Origin of the sequence: Kitasatospora sp. NPDC101447 (genome assembly GCF_044767225.1) — a bacterium.
GTDB lineage: Bacteria > Actinomycetota > Actinomycetes > Streptomycetales > Streptomycetaceae > Kitasatospora.
Map to the genome: position 1 here is coordinate 265,529 of NZ_JBIWNL010000009.1, position 18,638 is coordinate 284,166.

An 18,638-nucleotide genomic window follows, 5' to 3' on the forward strand; every position below is an offset into this window, starting at 1 on the left:
GACAGACAGGAAGTACAGCCATGGCCGGCAACAGCCAGCGCAGGAACCGCCGCAACCCCGGATCGAAGAAGGGCGCGTCTGTCGGTACCGGCGGGCACAGCCGGAAGGCCCTCCAGGGCAAGGGCCCGACCCCTCCCGGCGCGGAGCGCAAGGGCCACCCGAAGCAGCGCGCCGCCAACGCCGCGATCAAGCGCGAGCGGGACGCCAAGGCCCGCGCCGGCATGCGCCGGGCCGGTGCCGGCGGCCGGGGCGGCCGCGGCGGCGCGGGCAGCGCCGAGCTGGTCTTCGGCCGCAACTCCGTCGTCGAGGCCCTGCAGGGCGACGTGCCGGCCAACGCGCTGTACGTCCAGCAGTTCATCGACACCGACGACCGCGTCCGCGACGCCTTCCAGGCCGCCAACGACCGCGGCATCCCGCTGATGGAGGCCCCGCGCGCCCAGCTGGACCAGATGACCGGCGGGATGAACCACCAGGGCCTGGTGCTCCAGGTCCCGCCGTACGAGTACGCGCACCCCGACGACCTGCTGGCGGACGCCGCCGACGCCGGCCAGGACGCGCTGATCATCGCCCTGGACGGGGTCACCGACTCCCGCAACCTCGGCGCCGTGGTCCGCTCCGCCGCCGCCTTCGGCGCGCACGGCGTGGTCATCCCCGAGCGCCGCGCGGCCGGCATGACCGCCGGTGCCTGGAAGACCTCCTCCGGCGCCGCCGCCCGGCTGCCCGTCGCCCGGGCCACCAACCTGACCCGCACCCTGGAGGCCTACCAGAAGGCCGGCCTGATGGTGGTCGGCCTGGCCGCCGACGGCGAGGCCGAGCTGGGCGACCTGGAGCTGCTGACCGGCCCCGTGGTGGTCGTCGCGGGCAGCGAGGGCAAGGGCCTGTCCCGGCTGGTCTCGGAGACCTGCGACATGCGGGTGCGGATCCCGATGTCGGGCCTGACCGAGTCGCTGAACGCCGGTGTCGCGGCGGGCATCGTGCTGTACGAGGCCGCTCGGCTGCGCGCCAAGCGCTGAGGCGGCCGGAGCGGCTGCGGAGGCGGTCGGGAAGGTGGCGGTGCGCGCCGGGCCCTGAGCACGGGTGACGGGCCGGCCCCTGAGCACGAGTGACGGGCGCGGCCCTGAGCACGGGTGACGGGCGGGGCGCAGGCGATCTTCCGAATTGCCCGCAGTCCGAATGGAAGGCGATCGGGTCCGACCGGGCCCGATCGCTTTTTTCATGATCACTTCAAGTGTGCGCCGGACATCCACCCGGGAGAGTGTCCTAAGCGGCCGTCACCCGGTTAGACGGGCGTGGACACCAGAACACCTCGGCGCCCCCTGTTCGGCGGCGGCAGTACCGGGATAGACGCGGGCCCCGGTCTCAACACGGTCAAGGTGGAGTCGGACCCCGCGCGGCTCAGCAGCACCCAGGCGAGCTTCCGGCTCCGGCTCGGCGCGCCGGTGGCGCCGCTGATCGATGCACCGGTCGGACTGCTGTCCACCGGCGCCGCGTTCGGCGACCCGTACGCCAACCAGGGCCTGATCCGCCGTCCGCTGGTCACCCCGCAGGTCGTCGTGCCCGCCTCCGCCGTCCCGGCGCTGGCCGGGGCCGTGGCCGGTGGCGCACAGCGCCGCAAGGGCCGGGTCACCGCCGTCACCTGGACCGGCCAGGCGCCCCCCGGGGACCTCGCGGCCACCCAACTGCTGGAGGCCGTGCGCCACGGCGGAGCGCCGGGGCGCGGCGGCGTCGGCCTGGCCGAGGCGGACACCCAGGTGATCCCGTCCCTGGCCGGCGCCCGGACCGTCCCGCGCCAGCCCCGGGAGGGCAACGGCACCGCCACCGACGCCGGCGTCGGCCCGGTCGGCGAGCCGCACGGCTGGACCCCGAGCGGCGAGCTGCCCGAGGTCTCCGCCGCCGACGCCGAGGGCCGGCAGCCCTGGTACCCGGGCCGCCGGGTCGACCTCGGCCTGGTGCTGCTGCCGCTGCGCGCCGTCCTCGGCTCGCTCTCGGTCTACGCCGGGTTCAGCAAGCTGTGCGACCCGGTGTACTTCGACGGCGGCGAGCGCGGCTCGATGATGCGCTGGCTGTCCTCGCTGCACCCCTGGAAGGTCGCCGAGCCGCTCCTGGCCTTCGCCATGGCGCACCCGGTGGGGGCCGGCCTGGTCGTCTCGTTCACCGAGATCGTGGTCGGCGTGCTGACCGTCCTCGGCCTCTGGCAGCGGCTCGCGGCCGGGGCCGCGATGGTGCTCTCCGCCGCGCTGCTGTTCACCGTCAGCTGGCGGGCCGTACCGGTCTACGACACGCCCGACCTGATCTTCCTCGCGGCCTGGAGCCCGCTGCTGATCGCCGGGGCGCCGTTCGCCTCGCTGGACGGCCGGCTCAACCTGGAGGCCTGGCGGCGGTTCGGCGCGGACGCCTCCGGGGCGCTGCGCCGCCGGGTGCTGCGCCGGGGCGCGATGGTCACCACGGTCGTCGTCGGCCTGACCCTGCTGCTCGGCTCGATGCTCGGCGCCGCCGTCCGCACCGGCGCCCGCGCGCACGAGGCGCCGACCCGCCCGGCCACCGACTACGGCACCCCGGTGTGGCCGTCCGGCAGTCCGTCCGGTGCCCCGGCCGGCAAGGGGCCGTCCACCACGCCCTCGCCCGCCGCCCCGCGCCCGGCCACCCCGACGCCGAGCGCGACCACCCCGTCCACCGCGCCGACCTCCAAGCCGGCCACCCCGACGCCGAGCGGCAAGGGACACTCCGGCAAGTCGGAGACCGGCGGGGGCTCCGCCCCGGCGACCGGCGCCCCGTCCGCCGGGGCGGGCGGCTCCGCGCCCGCCCAGCGCAGCACCCCGGGCCCCGGCGGCTCGGGCTCGGCGCCCAAGACCAGCCCGAGCTCCGGCCCCGGGCTGCTCGGCGGGGTGCTGGGCAGCGCGCCGCTGGCCGACCTGTCGGGCGACGGCCGCGCCTCCCGTCCGGGGGCGCCGACGGCGACCTGAGGCCGCTGACGCGCCGGTCGGCCGGGGGCTCCGTGGGGGAGCACCCGGCCGACCGGCGTTTCCCGGCGCCGTGGTCGGTGCTGCAGTCGCCGTCGGTGTTGTGGCTGCCGATGGTGCGGCGGCCCCTGGGCTTCGGCCGCTACTGGGGTGTGCGGCCGGCGCCGGCGGCGAGCTCCTTGGCCGCCTCGGTGAGGTCCTTGGCGGTGTCGATCGCGCGCCAGTACACGCCCTGCGGCAGCTGGTAGCCCGCCAGCCGCTTGCCGCGGGCGAGTTGGGGGAACGTGGTGCGCTCGTGGTCGCCCACGTCCGGCAGCAGCTCGGCGAACTCCGGGCTGAACACGTACAGGCCGGCGTTGATCAGGAAGGGCGAGGGCGGCGCCTCGATGAAGTCCAGCACGTTGCCGAACTGGTCGGTCTCCACGGCGCCCCACGGGATCCGCGGCCGGGCCAGCGCGAGCGTCGCGACGGCGTCCCGCTCGTGGTGGAAGGCGGCCATCTCACGCAGGCTGAAGCGGGTCCAGATGTCGCCGTTGGTGGCGTACCAGGGCTCGTCCGGGCGGGGCAGCGCCCTGGCCGCGTACTTGAGCCCGCCGCCGCGCCCGAGCGGCTCCGCCTCGACCACCGTACGCACCCGCAGCGGCAGGTCCGCCTTGCCCAGCCACTCCTCCAGCACGTCGGCGAGGTGCCCGCAGGAGATCACCACGTCGGTGACGCCCTCCTCGGCCAGCCAGGCCAGCTGGTGGCCGAGGATCGGCGTGCCGGTGCCCGGGATCTCGACCAGCGGCTTCGGGCGGTCGTCCGTGTAGGGGCGCAGCCGGGAGCCCTGGCCGCCGGCCAGGATGACGGCCTGGGTGACCGGCGTCGAGGTCGGCCGGGGCGGGAGGGACTGCGGGGAGCCCTGGGGCTGCGGAGCGCTCGGGGAGCCCGGGGAGCCCCCGGAGCCCGGGGCGTCCGGGGCGTCCGGGGCGTCCGCGGAGCCCTCGGAGGGTGAGGTGCCTTGGGACAGCCGGGAGTTGGGGGACGCGGGGTCGGCGGTGGGGCCGGAGTCAGCGGTCATGTCTGAACGATAGGCCCGCCGCCCCGGCCACGGACCGGCGAGCGTCAGCCCGTCACACCCGCCGCGAACGCCCCGTCGCAGACCGGACGGGCGAAGGAGCGGGCCCGCTGGACGTCGCCCTGGTACTTGCGCACCGCGGCCTTGCCCAACTCGGTGGCCAGCGAGGTGCAGTACGGCGTCAACGAGGGCTGCTCGCGCATCGAGCGCTCCAGCAGGTCCAGCGCGGCGGACGGGTTCTTCGCCCGCAGTTCGTCCAGCAGGACCACCCGCAGGGACTCCTGCGGGGCGAGCCCGTCGGCGGGCTTGGCCGCGGTGGCGGCCGCGCTGTCGGAGCGCCCGATCCCGGCGCCGTCGCCGCTGGACGCCGCCACGACCTGCTGGTCGAGCCCGGTCGGCGGGGCCCACGGGACCCGGGTCACGGCGAGGGTGCCGGTGGTCACCAGGACGACCGGCAGGGTCAGGGCGAAGGTCTGGCCGATACGGCGCACAAGCTGCTTCACCCTCAGGAGAGTAGCGGTGGGTACGGGGTGGATCGCCCTCCGTTACACCATCGAGTGACACGGTGTCCGGGTTCGTCCCCGCGCCGTGTTGACGCCGGGGGGTACGGGCGGAGCCCGCCGGACCGGGGAGGGTCCGACGGGCTCCGATGGGTTCGCTCGCTGATCGCTCGCTTGCGGGGTCCGCTCGCTGCGTTCGCTCGTTGCGTTCGCTCGTTGCGTTCGTGCGTGGCGTCCGCTCGCGGGCTGGGCTGGGCTGGGCTGCGTCAGTCGCAGACGCTCAGGCGCTTGCCGGTGCTGGTCGCGAAGACGTGGACCTCGTTGGCGATCGGCACCACGTGGACGGTCTCGCCGCGGGCCGGGATCTGGCGGCCGGGGACGCGGACGACCAGCTCCTTGTCCTCGCCGCCGATCTTGGTGGTGCCGTAGACGAAGCCGTCCGAGCCGAGCTCCTCGACCACGTTCACGGTCACCGCGACGCCCTCGATGCCGCCCGAGGGGACGATCTCGAAGTGCTCGGGGCGGATGCCGACGGTCACCGTCTTGTCGGTGCCGGCGCCGGCCAGGTTCTCGCGCGAGATGTTGACGACCGAGCCGCCGAACTTCACGCCGCCGTCCACCAGCGGCACCTCGACCAGGTTCATGGCCGGCGAGCCGATGAAGCCGGCCACGAACAGGTTGGCGGGCTTGTCGTACATGTTGCGCGGGGTGTCGACCTGCTGCAGCAGACCGTCCTTGAGCACCGCGACCCGGTCGCCCATGGTGAGCGCCTCGGTCTGGTCGTGGGTGACGTACACCGTGGTGATGCCCAGGCGGCGCTGCAGACCGGCGATCTGGGTACGGGTCGAGACGCGGAGCTTGGCGTCCAGGTTCGACAGCGGCTCGTCCATCAGGAAGACCTGCGGCTGGCGGACGATCGCGCGGCCCATCGCGACGCGCTGGCGCTGACCGCCGGAGAGCGCCTTCGGCTTGCGGTCCAGGTACTCGGTGAGGTCGAGGATCTTCGCGGCCTCCTCGACCTTGGTGCGGATCTCCGACTTGTTCACGCCGGCGATCTTGAGCGCGAAGCCCATGTTCTCCGCGACGGTCATGTGCGGGTAGAGCGCGTAGTTCTGGAACACCATCGCGATGTCCCGGTCCTTCGGCGGCAGGTGCGTGACGTCCCGGTCACCGATCCGGATCGCGCCGCTGTTGACGTCCTCCAGACCGGCCAGCATGCGCAGGCTGGTCGACTTGCCGCAGCCCGAGGGGCCGACCAGCACGAGGAACTCGCCGTCCGCGATCTCCAGGTCCAGCGCGTCCACCGAGGGCTTGTCGGCCCCGGGGTAGATACGGGTCGCCTGGTCGTACGTGACAGAAGCCATGGTTGTTGCTCTCCTTCACCGGCAGGAACGTGCCGGACGATCCGAGTAAAGGGGGGTGTAGTTGTCCGTCGTCCCGTCAGTGGTCTGAACCACTACACGAAGCCGACTCCCGGCGACGCTACCTGCGGTTCCGCGGCTTGTCAGCCCCCACCGGCCCGATTTCGGCATCGGTTCCATCACGCCCGTCCCGCCCCACCAACCCCCGGATATCCCACCACCCCGCCACCCCGGCCCGGTAGACTGCCCCCGGTGCCGCCGTGATACCTCGCGGACGGCCACCGTGCCTCCTTAGCTCAGCTGGCCAGAGCACCGCTCTTGTAAAGCGGGGGTCGTCGGTTCGAACCCGACAGGGGGCTCCGTGTGGGAAGGGCCGGTCCGACGTGTTGTCGGGCCGGCCCTTCGGCGTTCGGGGGAGGGGGTGTCAGTCGGGCGGGAGGGTGAGGGTGGCGAGGGCGCCGCCGGTGGGGTGGTTGGTGAAGGTGAGGGTGGCGCCGATGACGCGGGCGTGGCCGGTGGCGATGGTGAGGCCGAGGCCGTGGCCGCGGCCGCGTTCGGGGACGTTGGTGCGGAAGCGCTGGGGGCCGTGCCGGAGCAGGTCGTCGGGGTAGCCGGGGCCGTGGTCGCGGACGGTGATGCGGGGGCCGTCGACGCGGAGGTGGACGGGGGCGGCGCCGTGGCGGTGGGCGTTGAGGAGCAGGTTGCCGAGGATGCGGTCCAGCCGGCGCAGGTCGGTGCGGACCTGCCGGTCGGCGGTGACCTCGACGGTGACGTCCAGTCCGGTGAGGGAGACGGTTCGGCGCACGGCGCGTTCCAGGGGGACGGCGGCGAGGTCGGGGGACTCGGCGTCGGCGTCCAGGCGGGAGACCTCCAGGAGGTCCTCGACCAGGACGCGCAGGGCCTGGACCCGGTTCTGGACGAGCTGGGTGGGGCGGCCGGGCGGCAGCAGTTCGGCGGCGGTGACCAGGCCGGTGAGCGGGGTGCGCAGCTCGTGGGCGACGTCCGCGGTGAAGCGCTGCTCGTCGGCCAGACGGCGGTGCAGGGTGCGGGACATCAGGTCGACGGCGGCGGCGAGGTCGGCGACCTCGTCCTTGCCGTCGACGAGTTCGCCGATCCGGGTGTCCGTCCCGCCGGCGGCGATGCCCCGGGCGGCGGTGGCGGCCGTGCGCAGGCGGCGGCTGATCCGGTCCGCGACGAGGACGCCGGCCAGCACGGTGGTGAAGACCGCGGCGACGACGGTGAGCAGGATGATCCGGTCCAGGTCGGCGATGGCCTGCCGGTCCTGGGTGAAGTCCACCCGTACGGAGACCACTCCGTCCGGGACCGGGCCGGCCGCCCACATCGATTCGCCCGTCCCGTCGGCCGCGAGCAGCGTGCCCTGCCGGCCGCTGCGGGCCAGGGTGCGCAGCCGGTCGGGGAGGGCGGGGTCGTCGGTCGCGGCGGCCCGGTCGGCCACCTCGCGGTTGTCGGCGTAGCCGGTCAGGGCCGAGTCGAGGGCGGTGAGCGCGGCGGCGCGGGCCTGGTCGACGTGCTGACGGATCATCGCCTGGTGGACCAGCAGACCGACGGCCACGGCGACCAGGACGGAGATGGCGGCGACGGCGGTGGCGATCTGGCGGCGCAGGGTCATGCGGGGCGCCGCAGCTTGTAGCCGAAACCGCGGACGGTCTCGATCCGGCCGGAGCCGATCTTGGCGCGCAGCCGCTGCACGTGGACGTCCACGACCCGGGTGTCGGCGCCCCACTCGTAGTCCCAGACCCGTTCGAGCAGGGTGGAGCGCTCCAGCACGATGCCGGGCGCGGCGGTGAACTCCAGCAGCAGCCGCAGTTCGGTGGGGGTGAGCGGGACGAGGCGGCCGTCCACCCGTACCTCCATGCTGTCGGTGTCCACCAGCAGCCCGTCGAAGGTGCGGACGGCGGTGGAGGGCGCGGGCACCGCGGCGTCCGGCGGCAGCGGTGCGTGGGCGGCGGGCGGGGCCGGCGGTGCGTCCGCGGACGGCGCAGCCGGGGCGGGTGGCGCGTCGGTCGCCGGGACGACGCGGATGCGGCGCAGCACCGTCCGGATCCGGGCGACCAGGACGGCGCTCTCGAAGGGCTTGACGACGTAGTCGTCCGCGCCGGCCTCCAGGCCGGAGACCACGTCCACCGGGTCGGTGCGCGCCGACATCATCAGGATCGGCAGCTGGCTCTCCTCGCGGATCCGGCGGCAGAGGCCGACCCCGTCGAGCAGCGGCAGCATGACGTCCAGCAGGAGCAGGTCGGGCCGGACGGCGTGGAAGGCCTCCAGCCCCTCCAGGCCGTCGGCGGCCGTGGTGACCGGGAAGCCGTAGCGCTCCAGGGCCATCCGGGTGGCCTCCCGGATCACCTCGTCGTCCTCGACCAGGAGGATGTGCGGGTGCGCGGGCGTGGTGGCGGCGGGGATCATCGCTTCGGCTCCGGGGACACGGCGGGGGCGGAGGGCTGGGCGGTGGGCTGGGCGGTCGTCCGGGGTGCGCGCGGGGACGGGACGGCCGCGCCGGGGGCCGGTTCCGGCGATCCGGTCGGACGGGGGCCGACGGCCGGGGACGCGGCGGACTTGGGGGTGGCGGTGGGCGGGGCGGGGTCGGCGCCGGTGGGCGGCAGCACGCCGAGCCCCACGTCCTTCCGCTCCTGCAGGACGAGCCGGAGCCCGTCCCAGTGGTAGTTGCTGCTGGTGCGGACGTAGAGGCTGGTCGACTCGTACAGCCACAGGTCGGAGCCGATGGTCTCGGCCCTGAAGGCCGACTGGACCTGCACCCGCAGGACGGGCAGGAGGCGGTCCTCGGCGAGGGCGAGGGTGTAGACGTGCAGCACCACCGGCCCGGGCGTGACGACGGTGGTGATCATCGAGAGCCGGCCGTCGCCGGTGAGGTCGCGGAACTCGGGGGCGCGGACCTCGCACCCGGTGCAGGAGTCGAGCGCCTGGCGCTCCTCCCGGCTCAGCGACGGGTCCTTGGCGAGGACGGTGCGGACGTCGACCGCGGTGATGTCGCGCCCGGGGACGGTCAGGTCCGGTATGGGCTGCGGCGCCTGGGCGGTGCCGCCGGTCCCGGCGGGGGACGGAGCCGGCGCCGGTGAGGCGGCGAGGTTCGGCCAGAGCGGCCGGGGGACGGGCGGCCGCGTGACGGTCCGGGCCGGGCCGTGGTCCTGCAGGTCACCGGGGGTGGCCCGGCCGAACGCCAGGGCGGCGAGGGCGAGGAGGACGGCCAGGCCGGCCAGGGCCGCCACGGGGACGGCGCCGGGCCGGCGGCGGGGTGGGGGTGTTGCTGCCACGGTCGGTGCTCGTCCTCCTGGTCTGCGGCGCGGTGCCGTTCGTCGCCCCCGTGGCCGTCCTGCTGGTAGGTCGCCCGGACGGCGGCCGGCGGTTCCGGACGGGGCGGAAGGCCCCGACGGGGTGGCCGGGCCCCGGCGGGGTGGCCGGGGTGGCCGGGCCCCGGCGTGGGTCAGGCCGGGTCCGCCAGCACGATGATGTTGTCCGTCCAGTGGCCGTCCGAACCGATCCGCCCGCCGCAGGTGATCACCCGCAGCGCGGGGGCGGGCGTGTCGCCGTAGACCTGCTCGGTGGGGAAGCTGTCCTTGGCGGCCTGGAGCAGCGTCCGCACCTTGAAGTCCGCGGTGCTGCCGTCCGCCCGCCGGACGTGGATCGGGTCGCCGGGCCGCAGCTTCGGCAGCTGCCGGAAGACCGCCGGGCCGTGCACGGTGTCGTAGTGCCCGATCAGGACGGCGGGCCCGGTCTCGCCAGGGGTGGGGCCGTTGCGGTACCAGCCGACCTCGTCGCCGCGGTCGGCCGGCGGCACCTGGACCGTACCGTCGGCGTTCAGACCGAGGTCGGCCACCGGCGCGTCCACCCCGGCGGTGGGGATCAGCAGGCGGGTCGGGGGCGAGGGTGCGAGGGGCTTCGGGGCGGTGGCGGCGGGCGTCGCGGCGGTCCCGGTGGCGGGCGCCGTCGGTGCGGTGTCGGTGCTGCCGTGGCCGGAGGCCTCGATCCGCACCACCGGGGTCTCCCGGCCGGACAGGGCCAGCGACGCGCCCAGCACCAGGCAGAGCAGTCCCGCCGTGCCGAAGGCCGTACGGCGCAGGGCGCTCGGAGCGGGTCGGGCGGCGCGGCGCCGCCCGCGTGCGCGCCTGTGCCGTACGTCGCGCGGGTCTTCGCGCCGGTCTGCGCGCGGGTCTGCACGCTGCTCTGCGTGCCGGTCTCCGCGAGGGTCTTCGTGTCGGTCTCCGTGTCCGCGTGCGCGGCCGCGCCCGGCTCCGCCGCGGGCCGCCTGCCCGGCCCCGGCGAGGTCGCGGCTGCCGGTCCCCGCCGCGGGGGCGGCCCCGGCGCCGTCCCCCCGACCGGCCGGATGCGGGGGGACGGCGCCGGGGTGCCCGGCGGACTCGGGACCGGTCTCAGCCGCGCGCACCGGAGCGGCGGCGCAGGACGGCGAAGCCCAGCGCCCCGGCCCCGATGGCCGCGACGGCGCCGCCGCCGGCGAGCATCAGGCCGGAGCCGTCGGTGGCACCGGAGCCGTCGCCGGCCTGCGCGGCGCCCTTCGGCACCTCGCGGACCTGCGGCTGGGTGCCGTTGGGGGCCTGCGGAGCGGGCACGGCCTTCGGGGACTCCGCGCCGCGGGCCGGGGAGGGGGTGGCGACGGGGGCCGGAGCCTTCGGGTCGGCCGGTGCCGGGGTGGCGGTCGGCACGGCGGCCGCAGCCGGCGAGGCAACGACGCCCGGGGTGGGCGTGGCGGTCTTCGGCGCGCCGTCGGCCCAGGCCTGGCCGCCGGTGACGGCGGCCAGCAGCGCGGCGCCGGTCAGGGCGCAGGCCGCCAGGACACGGCGGGCGGGCGTGCGGTCGGTACGGCTCCTGCTCATGCGGTGTTCTCCATCTGCATCGGTGGGGTACGTCGGTCGCGCTCGTGGCCGAGGACGTTCGCGGTCGGCGCCGGACGCGCACGTCCTCGTCGCGGACGCCCTCCGGCCGGTGGGCCGGGTGCCGGTGCCGGGGACCGGCAGGTCCGGCCCCGCTGGTTCGGTCGGCCCGTTCGGCCGGGGCGTCGACAGTGACGGTAGGAGGGCCGTGTCGCGGTCCTCGGCCGGTCGTGTCACGGCGGCCCATCGGGTGTGTAACGGCCGCCGGCCGTCCCGTCACGTCCGGTTCGCGAAGGCCGCCGAATCGCATCGACGGCCGGTGAGTGCTCCCGTCCGCCGGCGCGTATCCCTGGGTGGGGATCGAACGACCTACAGAGAGGTGGCAGTGATGAGCATGCTGGCCAACCTGGTGCCGGCGATGCGGCATCCGCGGAAGCGGACCGGTACCGGCAAGGAGACCAGGACCTCGAAGACCAACGACCGTCGTCGCCGCCGTCGTCATGGAAGCAACTCGCGGCACTGACGGCTCCGCCGTCCTGTCAGGGCCGGGCCGGCAACGGCCCGGCCACTTCCCTCGGGCTGGACTCGTCCCGTGTGGTCACTGCGGCGGCTGACAGCCGTCGGCACCGCCGGCACCGTCGCCACGGGTGACGGCGACGGCCGGGCGGCCCCGGTCGTCGACCAGGCCCCGGTCGTCGACCAGGCCCCGGTCGTGCCGCTGCGGCGGACCTTCGGACGGTTCTGGCCCTACACCCGCGGGGGTCGGCGCTGGCTGGCCCTGTTGCTGGGGTTCGTCCTGCTCGGGCCGGTGGTCGACGCGGCCGCGATCTGGCTGTTCAAGGTCGTCGTCGACGAGGTGCTGGTGCCGCGCAGGCTCGGGCTGTTCCTGCCGGTCGCGCTCGGCTACGCCGGGCTGACGCTGGTGGCAGGGGGCCTGCGCTTCGCCGACGAGACGACCTCCACCTGGGTCAGCGAGCGCTTCCTGCTCGCCCTGCGCACGGACGTGTTCCGACACCTGCAGGGCCTCTCGCTGGGTTTCTTCGAGCGGCGGCGGCTCGGCGACGTCCTGTCGCGGCTGACCGGGGACGTCGAGGCGGTCGAGACCTTCCTCCTCTCGGGCATCCTCGACGCGGTCGCGTACGTCGCCGAGCTCGCCGTCTTCCTCGGCGTGCTGTTCTACCTGCGGTGGGACCTCGCCGCCGCGGCCCTCGTCGTCGGGCCGGTGTTCTGGTTCACCGCGCGGCGCTTCTCGGTGCGGGTGAAGGCCGCCTCGCGGGAGCGGCGGCGGCGCAGCGGCTCGGTGAGCGCGCTCGCCGAGGAGACCCTGGAGAACATCGCCCTGGTGCAGGCGTACAACCGGCAGGACTGGGAGCAGGAGCGGTTCCGCCGGGAGAGCCAGGCACGGTTCCGGGCGACCATGGCCGCGACCCGGCTGCGGGCGCTGTTCGCACCGATCGTCGAGCTGCTGGAACTGTTCGGCGCGCTGACCGTGCTCGGGCTGGGCGCCTGGGAGCTCGCGAGCGGCCGCCTGACGCTCGGCGAACTCCTCGTCTTCGTTGCTCTGTTGAGCCGGCTGTACGGCCCGATCCGGGGGATCTCGCGGCTCAGCAACGGTTTCTACTCGGCCTCGGCCGCCGCCGAGCGGATCATCGAACTGCTCGACCAGCGGCCGCAGGTGGCCGACCCGCCGACGCCGCTGCGCCCCTGCCGGATCCGTGGCGCGGTGGCCTTCGACCGGGTGTGGTTCCGCTACCCGGGCACGACCAGGGTGGCGCTGTTCGACGCGTCCTTCCACGCCGAACCGGGCGAGACGGTGGCCCTGGTGGGGGAGAGCGGGGCCGGCAAGTCGACGATCGCCAAGCTGCTGCTGCGCTTCTACGACCCGGAGCGCGGGGCCGTCCGGCTCGACGGCATCGACCTGCGCGAATTCGCCCTGGCCGACCTGCGGGAGCACATCGGGGTCCTGCTGCAGGAGACCCTGGTGATCCACGGCACCGTCCGGGAGAACATCGCCTACGGGCGGCCGGGCGCGACCGACGAGCAGGTCGTCGCGGCCGCGAAGGCGGCGGACGCCCACGAGTTCGTCAGCCGGCTGCCGGACGGCTACGACACGCTGGTGGGCCGGCAGGGCGGCCTGCTCTCCGGCGGGCAGCGGCAGCGGATCGCCATCGCCCGCGCGATGGTCCGGGACGCGCCCGTCCTGCTGCTGGACGAGCCGACGACCGGGCTGGACGTGGAGTCGGGGCGGCGGATCCTGGAGCCGCTCGGGCGGCTGATGAGCGGTCGGACGACGATCATCATCTCGCACGACCTGCTGACCGTACGGAAGGCGGACCGGATCGTGCTGCTCCGCGGCGGCTGCGTCGCCGCCTGCGGCACCCACCGCGAGCTGCTGGCCGCCGACGACGGCTACGCCCGGCTCGACCGGCTGCACCACCCACCGCTCCAGGAGGTGCCCCGATGAGCACCCGTCAGCCGCTTCCCCCGGGTGCGCCCATCGCCCCCGGCTACCAGGTCCTGGCGCACCTGTGCCGCACCGGCTGGCTCGACGTGTACGACTGCTGGAGCGAGGAGCGGGACTGCCGCTGCGTGGTCAAGGTGCTCCGGCCCGACCGCCGCCGCGAACGCCGGCTGCGCGAGCGCCTGCTCCGCGAGGGCCGTTGGCTGGCCGAGTTCACCCACCCGCACCTGGTGCGCGGCTACGGCACGGGCGAGCGCCCGCAGCCGTACGCGGTGCTCGAAACCCTCACCGGCGAGACCCTCGCCCACCTGCTGGACACCCGACCGCGCCGGCCGGCCGCCACCGACCTGGCGGTGCTCGGGCTGCACCTCTGCTCGGCGACCCGCTACCTGCACCGGCAGGGCCTGCTGCACCTCGACCTCAAGCCCTCCAACATCGTGATCGACTGCCGCCACGCCAAGGTGCTCGACCTCAGCATCGCCCGGCCACCGGGGCCGGGCACGCCCGGTATCGGCACGGACGGCTACCTCGCCCCCGAGCAGGCCTCCGGCGGTCTGCTCACGGCGGCCACCGACGTCTGGGGCATCGGCGTCACCCTCTACGAGGCCGCCACCGGCACCGAGCCCTTCCCCGGACCGTCGCCGCACGGCCCCGTCCCCCCGGTGACCCGTGGCCGCCGCCTCCCGCGCCCCCTCGCCGCCGCCATCGACGGCTGCCTCCGCCTCGCCCCGGAGGACCGGCCGAGCCTGCCGCAACTGGCGGATTCCCTGGACGAGTTGCTCGACCGCGGGCGTCGCGCGGTGCCGCCGCCGGAGGAGGGGCCGGAGGAGTAGTCGGAGGAGTATCCGCACCGGGCGGCCGGGCGACCTCGTTCGGCGTGCTCGGGTCCTTCGCGCTCGGCCCGCTCGGCCTGCTCGGCCTGGCGCCGGCGGGCCCGCTGGGGAGCCGATTTGGCGTGGACACGCAACTCGTGTTCGGATCAGTCTGGCAACTGGCGGCCGGAGCCGTAGTGTTGGGCATACCGGCCGTACGGAACCGCCGCTGGGAGGAGGGCTCGGAGTACTGACCAACCCCTCGGACGGCTCCGGGGCGCACCCCCGGCCCCAGGTGCGGCCCACCGCGCACCACGCCCGGCCGGCCCCGGAGCGCAACAGGCTGCCCCACCCGCGCACGCACGCCTCCGCGGCGGGCGGGGCGGCCGACCCGGTCGTACCGTGGAGGGTGCGGGGGGTGACGGAGGAGGTCGACCAATGCCCGGATCGCTCACCATCAGCCACCACGAGTCCGCGGTCACCCTGGACCACACGGACGCCGAACGGCTCGCCGTCGTACTGGCCGAAATGGCCTACCTGCTGGAGATCCCGGGGCCGAACCGGATCAACGAGGCGCAGCTCGCCCTGCTGTGCGAGGGCCGCACCCCCGACCGCGCCGAGCTGGCGCACTGGGCCCAGGCACTCGCCACCCAGCTGAAGGGACGGCTCTGACCGGAGCCGACCACCGCCGACCGGCCGCCCGGCCGCCGTACGATGACGCGCGGGGCGGGGACGCCCCCCGGGTGCCGGGGTGGCCGGCGGCCGGTCCGGCGGAGGGTGGGGGCCCGAGCGTGCCGCAGTCCTGGTCGATGTCCTGGCTGACCGTGCCGACGCCGCTGCCCAGCGGACCGATGCACGTCGCGGTGACCCCGCTGGGCGTGGCGGCAGCCGGCTACGGCGGGCACGACGGCGAGGCGCCGCCGTGCACCGACGAATCGAAGATCGCCGCCGTCACCGAGCGGATCGGCGCCTACCTGGCGGGCCGCACCCACGAGTTGGGCCTGCCGATCGACTGGAGCCTGAGTTCCGGCCCGCACCGCGCCGTCCTGCAGACGCTCTGGCGCGAGGTGCCCTACGGCCGGACCGTGACGTACGGCGAACTGGCGACCCGCAGCGGGGTGTTCGAGGACGTCACCGAGCCCGGTCTGGCCGCCCGGACGGTCGGGCAGATGATGGCCGCCAACCCCGTCCCCCTGCTGGTGCCCTGTCACCGGGTGGTGGCGGCGGACGGGATCGGCGGTTTCGGCGGCGGCCGGGTCGGGATCGAGGTGAAGCGCTGGCTGCTCACCCTGGAAGGGGTGCTGGAGCCGACGCTCGACTGGAACGGGCCGTTGTAGCGGGGGTAGGGGGAGTGGGTGTGGGGGAGTGGGGGTGCGGGGGTGCGGGGAAAGGCAGCCACGCCGCTGCTCCGAGTGTCAAGGGGTGGCGCGGGTGAGGGGGTGGATGGGGGAAGATGGAGTGCCGGATCCCGGTATGTTCGAATAAATAGTCGAACAAATATCGATCAGGTGATCTATTCGTACTATTTGTTTGGCTATTCCGAACCACTCGAACGAGTGATTGCGGGCTGCCCTCGAATGGGCCCACCATGAAGCTGCAACACGAATGTGCAAGGCGACACTTCATCGGGTATCGGGTATGCGAAGGGCTCCCCTCATGTCGACCGAAACCAATGCCGGTATTCCTGCGCCGGGCGCGCAGACGGAGATCCGGCAGCAGCAGAGTCTGAGCACGGCGGGCGCGAGGAACCTCGCGACGACCACCAAGTCCGCGCCGCAGATGCAGGGCATCAGCCCGCGCTGGCTGCTCAGGAAGCTGCCCTGGGTGCAGGTGTCCGGCGGCACCTACCGGGTCAACCGCCGCCTGCGCTACTCGGTCGGCCGCGGCCGGGTGGGCTTCGTCAAGACCGGCGCCGAGGTGCGGATCGTCCCGCCGACGCTCGGCGAGATGCCGGTGCTGCGCGGCTTCCAGGACGACGCGGTGCTGGAGGAGCTGGCCGCGCGCTTCGTGCAGCGGGAGGTCGAGCCGGGGGACGTCCTGGTCGAGGCCGGCACGCCGATCACCGAGGTGTTCGTGATCGCGCACGGCAAGCTCGACCGGATGGGCACCGGCAAGTACGGCGATGAGACGGTGGTCGGCACCCTCGCCGACGGCGACCACCTCGGTGACGAGGCGGTCCAGCAGGGCGGCGGCACCTGGCCGTACACCGTCCGCGCCGCGACCTCCGGCACCGTGATGGCGCTGTCCTGGCCCTCCTTCCAGGAGCTGCACGACCGCTCCGAGGCGCTGCAGCTGCAGGTCATCGAGTACCTGAACGGCTTCCAGCAGGCGCAGAACAAGCACGGCGAGGCCGCGATCGACCTCTCCTCCGGTCACCAGGGCGAGTACGAGCTGCCCGGCGCCTTCGTGGACTACGAGCTCAAGCCCCGCGAGTACGAGCTGAGCGTCGCGCAGACCATCCTCAAGGTGCACAGCCGCGTCGCCGACCTCTACAACCAGCCGATGAACCAGACCGAGCACCAGCTCCGGCTGACCATCGAGGCCCTGCGCGAGCGCCAGGAGCACGAGCTCGTCAACAACCCCGAGTTCGGCCTGCTGGAGAACGCCGCGTACGACCAGCGGATCCAGACCCACTCCGGCCCGCCCACCCCGGACGACATGGACGAGCTGCTCAGCCGCCGGCGCAGCACCAAGATGTTCCTGGCCCACCCCCGGGCCATCGCGGCCTTCGGCCGGGAGCTCAACAAGCGCGGCATCAACCCGGGCACGGTCGAGGTCGAGGGCCGGCACGTCATGTCCTGGCGCGGCGTGCCGGTCTTCCCGTGCAACAAGATCCCGATCGTCGGCGGGAGCACCAGCTCGATCATCGCGATGCGAATCGGCGAGGACAACCAGGGTGTCATCGGGCTGCACCAGACCGGAATTCCGGACGAATACCAGCCGAGCCTTTCGGTGCGGTTCATGGGAATCGACGACAAGGCCATCATTTCCTACCTGGTGACCGCCTACTACTCCGCCGCGATCCTGGTGCCGGACGCGGTCGGCGTCCTGGAGAACGTGGACATCGCGCAGCACTGACGGCTCCGGCGGGGCCGATCGGAGATCCGCGCCGTCCGGCCGGGGGCGCCCGCTGCACCCCGGCCGGCGGCGTGCCCTCGCGCGTCGCGGCGCAGTTCGGCCGCGCCCGGGCGCGGCCCGCTTAGCTCCGGGTGCGTCCCGCGTACATTCGCGTGCGTCCGGGGACGTCCCGCATACGTCCGGGTGCGTCCGGGTGCGTCCGGGGACGCCCGGGCCCGTGCCGCCCGTGCCGCCCGCGCCGTGCGCGGCCACCGAGTCGGCCGCCGCCGACACCCGCAGTGCGACCCCGGCCCGTCCGCGCCGGGCCATTCCACGACAGGCGCCAAGAAGGGGGAGACCCATGACGAGTCCCACGCTGGAGCGGGACCACAAAGAGGGACAGGAGGCGGCCGACATCCTGGCCCGCGCCCGCGCGCTGGTCGACCCGGTCATGCGGGCCGCCGTCGACTCGCTGCCCGGCACGATGCGCAAGGTCGCCGGCTACCACTTCGGCTGGTGGGAGGCGGACGGCACGCCCGCCACCGCCTCCGCCGGCAAGGCGATCCGCCCGGCCATGGTCCTCGCCGCCACGCAGGCTCTGGGCGGTACGCCCGGCGAGGCCGCCGCCGCGGCCGCTGCGGTGGAGCTGGTGCACAACTTCACCCTGCTCCACGACGACGTCATCGACCGGGACGACACCCGGCGCCACCGGCCCACCGCCTGGCGGGTGTTCGGCACCACCGAGGCCATCCTGGCCGGCGACGCCATGCACTCCCTCGCCCTGCGGCTGCTCGCCGAGGACACCCACCCCGCCGCCCACGGCTCGATCCGCCGGCTCGCCGACTGCGTGGTCGAGCTCTGCGAGGGCCAGCAGATCGACTGCGCCTTCGAACAGCGAAACGACGTCTCGCTGCCCGAGTGCCTGGCGATGGCGGAGGCCAAGACCGGTGCCCTGCTCGGCGCCGCCTGCGCGATCGGCGCCCTGTACGGCGGCGCGTCCGAGGAGGCGGCGCAGGCGATGGACGGCTTCGGCCGGGAGATCGGCCTGGCGTTCCAGCTGATCGACGACCTGATCGGCATCTGGGGGGACCCTGCCGTGACCGGCAAGCCGGTCGGCGCGGACCTGGTCGCCCGGAAGAAGTCGCTGCCGGTGGTCGCCGCGCTGGGCTCCGGGACCGTCGACGGTGCGCGGCTGGCTGAGCTGTACGCGCTCGAACGTCCCCTGAGTCAGGACGAGTTGGCGCAGTGTGCGGCGGCCGTCGAGGGGGCCGGTGGGCGCGGGTGGGCGCAGGGGCAGTCCTGCGAGCGGATGGCCGCGGCGATGGCGCAGCTGGCCGCCGCCGTACCGGAGCCGTCCGCGGCCGACGAACTGCTGGCGCTCGCCGAGCTGGTCACGCGCCGGACGCACTGAGGGCGCCGTCGGGGGGGGGGGGGGGGGGGGGGGGGGGGGGGGCCCCCCCCCCCCCCCCCCCCGCCGGGTGGTGCCGGGTCAGTCGACCTCGGCCACGGCTTCGGCGAACTGCGCCTGGTAGAGGCGGGCGTAGGCGCCGCCGGCGGCGATCAGT

17 protein-coding genes and 1 tRNA gene are annotated in these 18,638 nt (G+C 74.7%); 10 read left to right on the plus strand and 8 right to left on the minus strand.

Annotated elements, in window-relative coordinates; genetic code table 11:
- Nucleotides 1-20: 20 nt before the first annotated feature.
- Complete coding sequence (rlmB, locus tag ACIRST_RS16710; protein WP_350521675.1) at nucleotides 21-1,013, plus strand: 23S rRNA (guanosine(2251)-2'-O)-methyltransferase RlmB; 993 nt, start codon at nucleotides 21-23, stop codon at nucleotides 1,011-1,013.
- 360 nt (nucleotides 1,014-1,373) lie between these two features.
- A complete protein-coding gene (locus ACIRST_RS16715; RefSeq protein ID WP_350521674.1) occupies nucleotides 1,374-2,963 on the plus strand; it encodes a DoxX family membrane protein in 1,590 nt (529 codons plus the stop codon).
- A gap of 139 nt (nucleotides 2,964-3,102) precedes the next feature.
- Here ACIRST_RS16715 and ACIRST_RS16720 read toward each other — a convergent pair whose 3' ends face one another.
- The 3 genes from ACIRST_RS16720 to ACIRST_RS16730 all read right to left on the minus strand — a co-directional run bounded on the left by ACIRST_RS16720 (nucleotide 3,103) and on the right by ACIRST_RS16730 (nucleotide 5,881).
- The gene (locus tag ACIRST_RS16720) at nucleotides 3,103-3,804 is read right to left on the minus strand and encodes an NDP-sugar synthase (protein WP_402802905.1); all 702 of its coding nucleotides are present in this window, start codon (nucleotides 3,802-3,804) and stop codon (nucleotides 3,103-3,105) included.
- 260 nt (nucleotides 3,805-4,064) lie between these two features.
- On the minus strand, nucleotides 4,065-4,520 hold the full coding sequence (locus ACIRST_RS16725) for a hypothetical protein (RefSeq protein WP_350521672.1): 456 nt from the start codon (nucleotides 4,518-4,520) through the stop codon (nucleotides 4,065-4,067).
- A gap of 263 nt (nucleotides 4,521-4,783) precedes the next feature.
- Nucleotides 4,784-5,881, minus strand: coding sequence for a sn-glycerol-3-phosphate ABC transporter ATP-binding protein UgpC (locus tag ACIRST_RS16730; RefSeq protein ID WP_350521671.1), 1,098 nt, complete (start codon nucleotides 5,879-5,881; stop codon nucleotides 4,784-4,786).
- 282 nt (nucleotides 5,882-6,163) lie between these two features.
- Between ACIRST_RS16730 and ACIRST_RS16735 the strand changes: the two genes are divergently transcribed.
- A tRNA-Thr gene (locus tag ACIRST_RS16735) sits at nucleotides 6,164-6,237 on the plus strand.
- A 65-nt stretch (nucleotides 6,238-6,302) separates the two neighbouring features.
- Here ACIRST_RS16735 and ACIRST_RS16740 read toward each other — a convergent pair.
- From ACIRST_RS16740 to ACIRST_RS16760, 5 genes are all read right to left on the minus strand, one after another.
- On the minus strand, nucleotides 6,303-7,508 hold the full coding sequence (locus tag ACIRST_RS16740) for a sensor histidine kinase (RefSeq protein ID WP_402802895.1): 1,206 nt from the start codon (nucleotides 7,506-7,508) through the stop codon (nucleotides 6,303-6,305).
- Nucleotides 7,505-8,302, minus strand: coding sequence for a response regulator (locus ACIRST_RS16745; protein WP_402802896.1), 798 nt, complete (start codon nucleotides 8,300-8,302; stop codon nucleotides 7,505-7,507). The genes ACIRST_RS16740 and ACIRST_RS16745 overlap by 4 nt, the downstream gene beginning before the upstream one ends.
- Complete coding sequence (locus tag ACIRST_RS16750; RefSeq protein WP_402802897.1) at nucleotides 8,299-9,168, minus strand: hypothetical protein; 870 nt, start codon at nucleotides 9,166-9,168, stop codon at nucleotides 8,299-8,301. The genes ACIRST_RS16745 and ACIRST_RS16750 overlap by 4 nt, the downstream gene beginning before the upstream one ends.
- A gap of 170 nt (nucleotides 9,169-9,338) precedes the next feature.
- Nucleotides 9,339-9,932, minus strand: coding sequence for a class F sortase (locus ACIRST_RS16755; RefSeq protein WP_402802898.1), 594 nt, complete (start codon nucleotides 9,930-9,932; stop codon nucleotides 9,339-9,341).
- Nucleotides 9,933-10,284: 352 nt separating this feature from the next.
- Nucleotides 10,285-10,746, minus strand: a complete 462-nt coding sequence (locus ACIRST_RS16760) for a hypothetical protein (RefSeq protein ID WP_350521666.1) — start codon at nucleotides 10,744-10,746, stop codon at nucleotides 10,285-10,287.
- A 385-nt stretch (nucleotides 10,747-11,131) separates the two neighbouring features.
- Here ACIRST_RS16760 and ACIRST_RS16765 point away from each other — a divergent pair, with 385 nt between their 5' ends.
- The 7 genes from ACIRST_RS16765 (at nucleotide 11,132) to ACIRST_RS16795 (ending at nucleotide 18,484) form a co-directional block, all read left to right on the plus strand.
- Nucleotides 11,132-11,266: a hypothetical protein gene (locus ACIRST_RS16765; RefSeq protein WP_350521665.1), complete on the plus strand. Its 135-nt coding sequence runs from the start codon at nucleotides 11,132-11,134 to the stop codon at nucleotides 11,264-11,266.
- A gap of 69 nt (nucleotides 11,267-11,335) precedes the next feature.
- Nucleotides 11,336-13,207 carry an ABC transporter ATP-binding protein gene (locus ACIRST_RS16770; protein ID WP_402802899.1) on the plus strand — a complete coding sequence of 624 codons (1,872 nt, stop codon included), beginning with the start codon at nucleotides 11,336-11,338 and terminating at the stop codon, nucleotides 13,205-13,207.
- Nucleotides 13,204-14,037 (plus strand): serine/threonine-protein kinase, encoded by an 834-nt coding sequence (locus ACIRST_RS16775; RefSeq protein WP_402802900.1) that lies wholly within the window; start codon nucleotides 13,204-13,206, stop codon nucleotides 14,035-14,037. The genes ACIRST_RS16770 and ACIRST_RS16775 overlap by 4 nt, the downstream gene beginning before the upstream one ends.
- A 417-nt stretch (nucleotides 14,038-14,454) precedes the next feature.
- Entirely contained in the window at nucleotides 14,455-14,688 is a 234-nt protein-coding gene (locus tag ACIRST_RS16780; RefSeq protein WP_350521661.1) for a hypothetical protein, read from the plus strand.
- 119 nt (nucleotides 14,689-14,807) lie between these two features.
- The gene (locus ACIRST_RS16785) at nucleotides 14,808-15,353 is read left to right on the plus strand and encodes a methylated-DNA--[protein]-cysteine S-methyltransferase (protein WP_350521660.1); all 546 of its coding nucleotides are present in this window, start codon (nucleotides 14,808-14,810) and stop codon (nucleotides 15,351-15,353) included.
- A 319-nt stretch (nucleotides 15,354-15,672) separates the two neighbouring features.
- Entirely contained in the window at nucleotides 15,673-17,094 is a 1,422-nt protein-coding gene (locus ACIRST_RS16790; RefSeq protein ID WP_402802901.1) for a family 2B encapsulin nanocompartment shell protein, read from the plus strand.
- A 340-nt stretch (nucleotides 17,095-17,434) separates the two neighbouring features.
- Complete coding sequence (locus tag ACIRST_RS16795; RefSeq protein ID WP_402802902.1) at nucleotides 17,435-18,484, plus strand: family 2 encapsulin nanocompartment cargo protein polyprenyl transferase; 1,050 nt, start codon at nucleotides 17,435-17,437, stop codon at nucleotides 18,482-18,484.
- Nucleotides 18,485-18,638: the final 154 nt, after the last annotated feature.

Bases quoted from the DNA above. Each gene is read 5' to 3' on its own strand.
- ACIRST_RS16795 (WP_402802902.1), top strand. From the start codon at position 17,435: ATGACGAGTCCCACGCTGGAGCGGGACCACAAAGAGGGACAGGAGGCG.
- ACIRST_RS16775 (WP_402802900.1), top strand. From the start codon at position 13,204: ATGAGCACCCGTCAGCCGCTTCCCCCGGGTGCGCCCATCGCCCCCGGC.
- ACIRST_RS16745 (WP_402802896.1), bottom strand. From the start codon at position 8,302: ATGATCCCCGCCGCCACCACGCCCGCGCACCCGCACATCCTCCTGGTC.
- ACIRST_RS16760 (WP_350521666.1), bottom strand. From the start codon at position 10,746: ATGAGCAGGAGCCGTACCGACCGCACGCCCGCCCGCCGTGTCCTGGCG.
- ACIRST_RS16730 (WP_350521671.1), bottom strand. From the start codon at position 5,881: ATGGCTTCTGTCACGTACGACCAGGCGACCCGTATCTACCCCGGGGCC.
- ACIRST_RS16765 (WP_350521665.1), top strand. From the start codon at position 11,132: ATGAGCATGCTGGCCAACCTGGTGCCGGCGATGCGGCATCCGCGGAAG.
- ACIRST_RS16790 (WP_402802901.1), top strand. From the start codon at position 15,673: ATGTCGACCGAAACCAATGCCGGTATTCCTGCGCCGGGCGCGCAGACG.
- ACIRST_RS16740 (WP_402802895.1), bottom strand. From the start codon at position 7,508: ATGACCCTGCGCCGCCAGATCGCCACCGCCGTCGCCGCCATCTCCGTC.
- rlmB (WP_350521675.1), top strand. From the start codon at position 21: ATGGCCGGCAACAGCCAGCGCAGGAACCGCCGCAACCCCGGATCGAAG.
- ACIRST_RS16780 (WP_350521661.1), top strand. From the start codon at position 14,455: ATGCCCGGATCGCTCACCATCAGCCACCACGAGTCCGCGGTCACCCTG.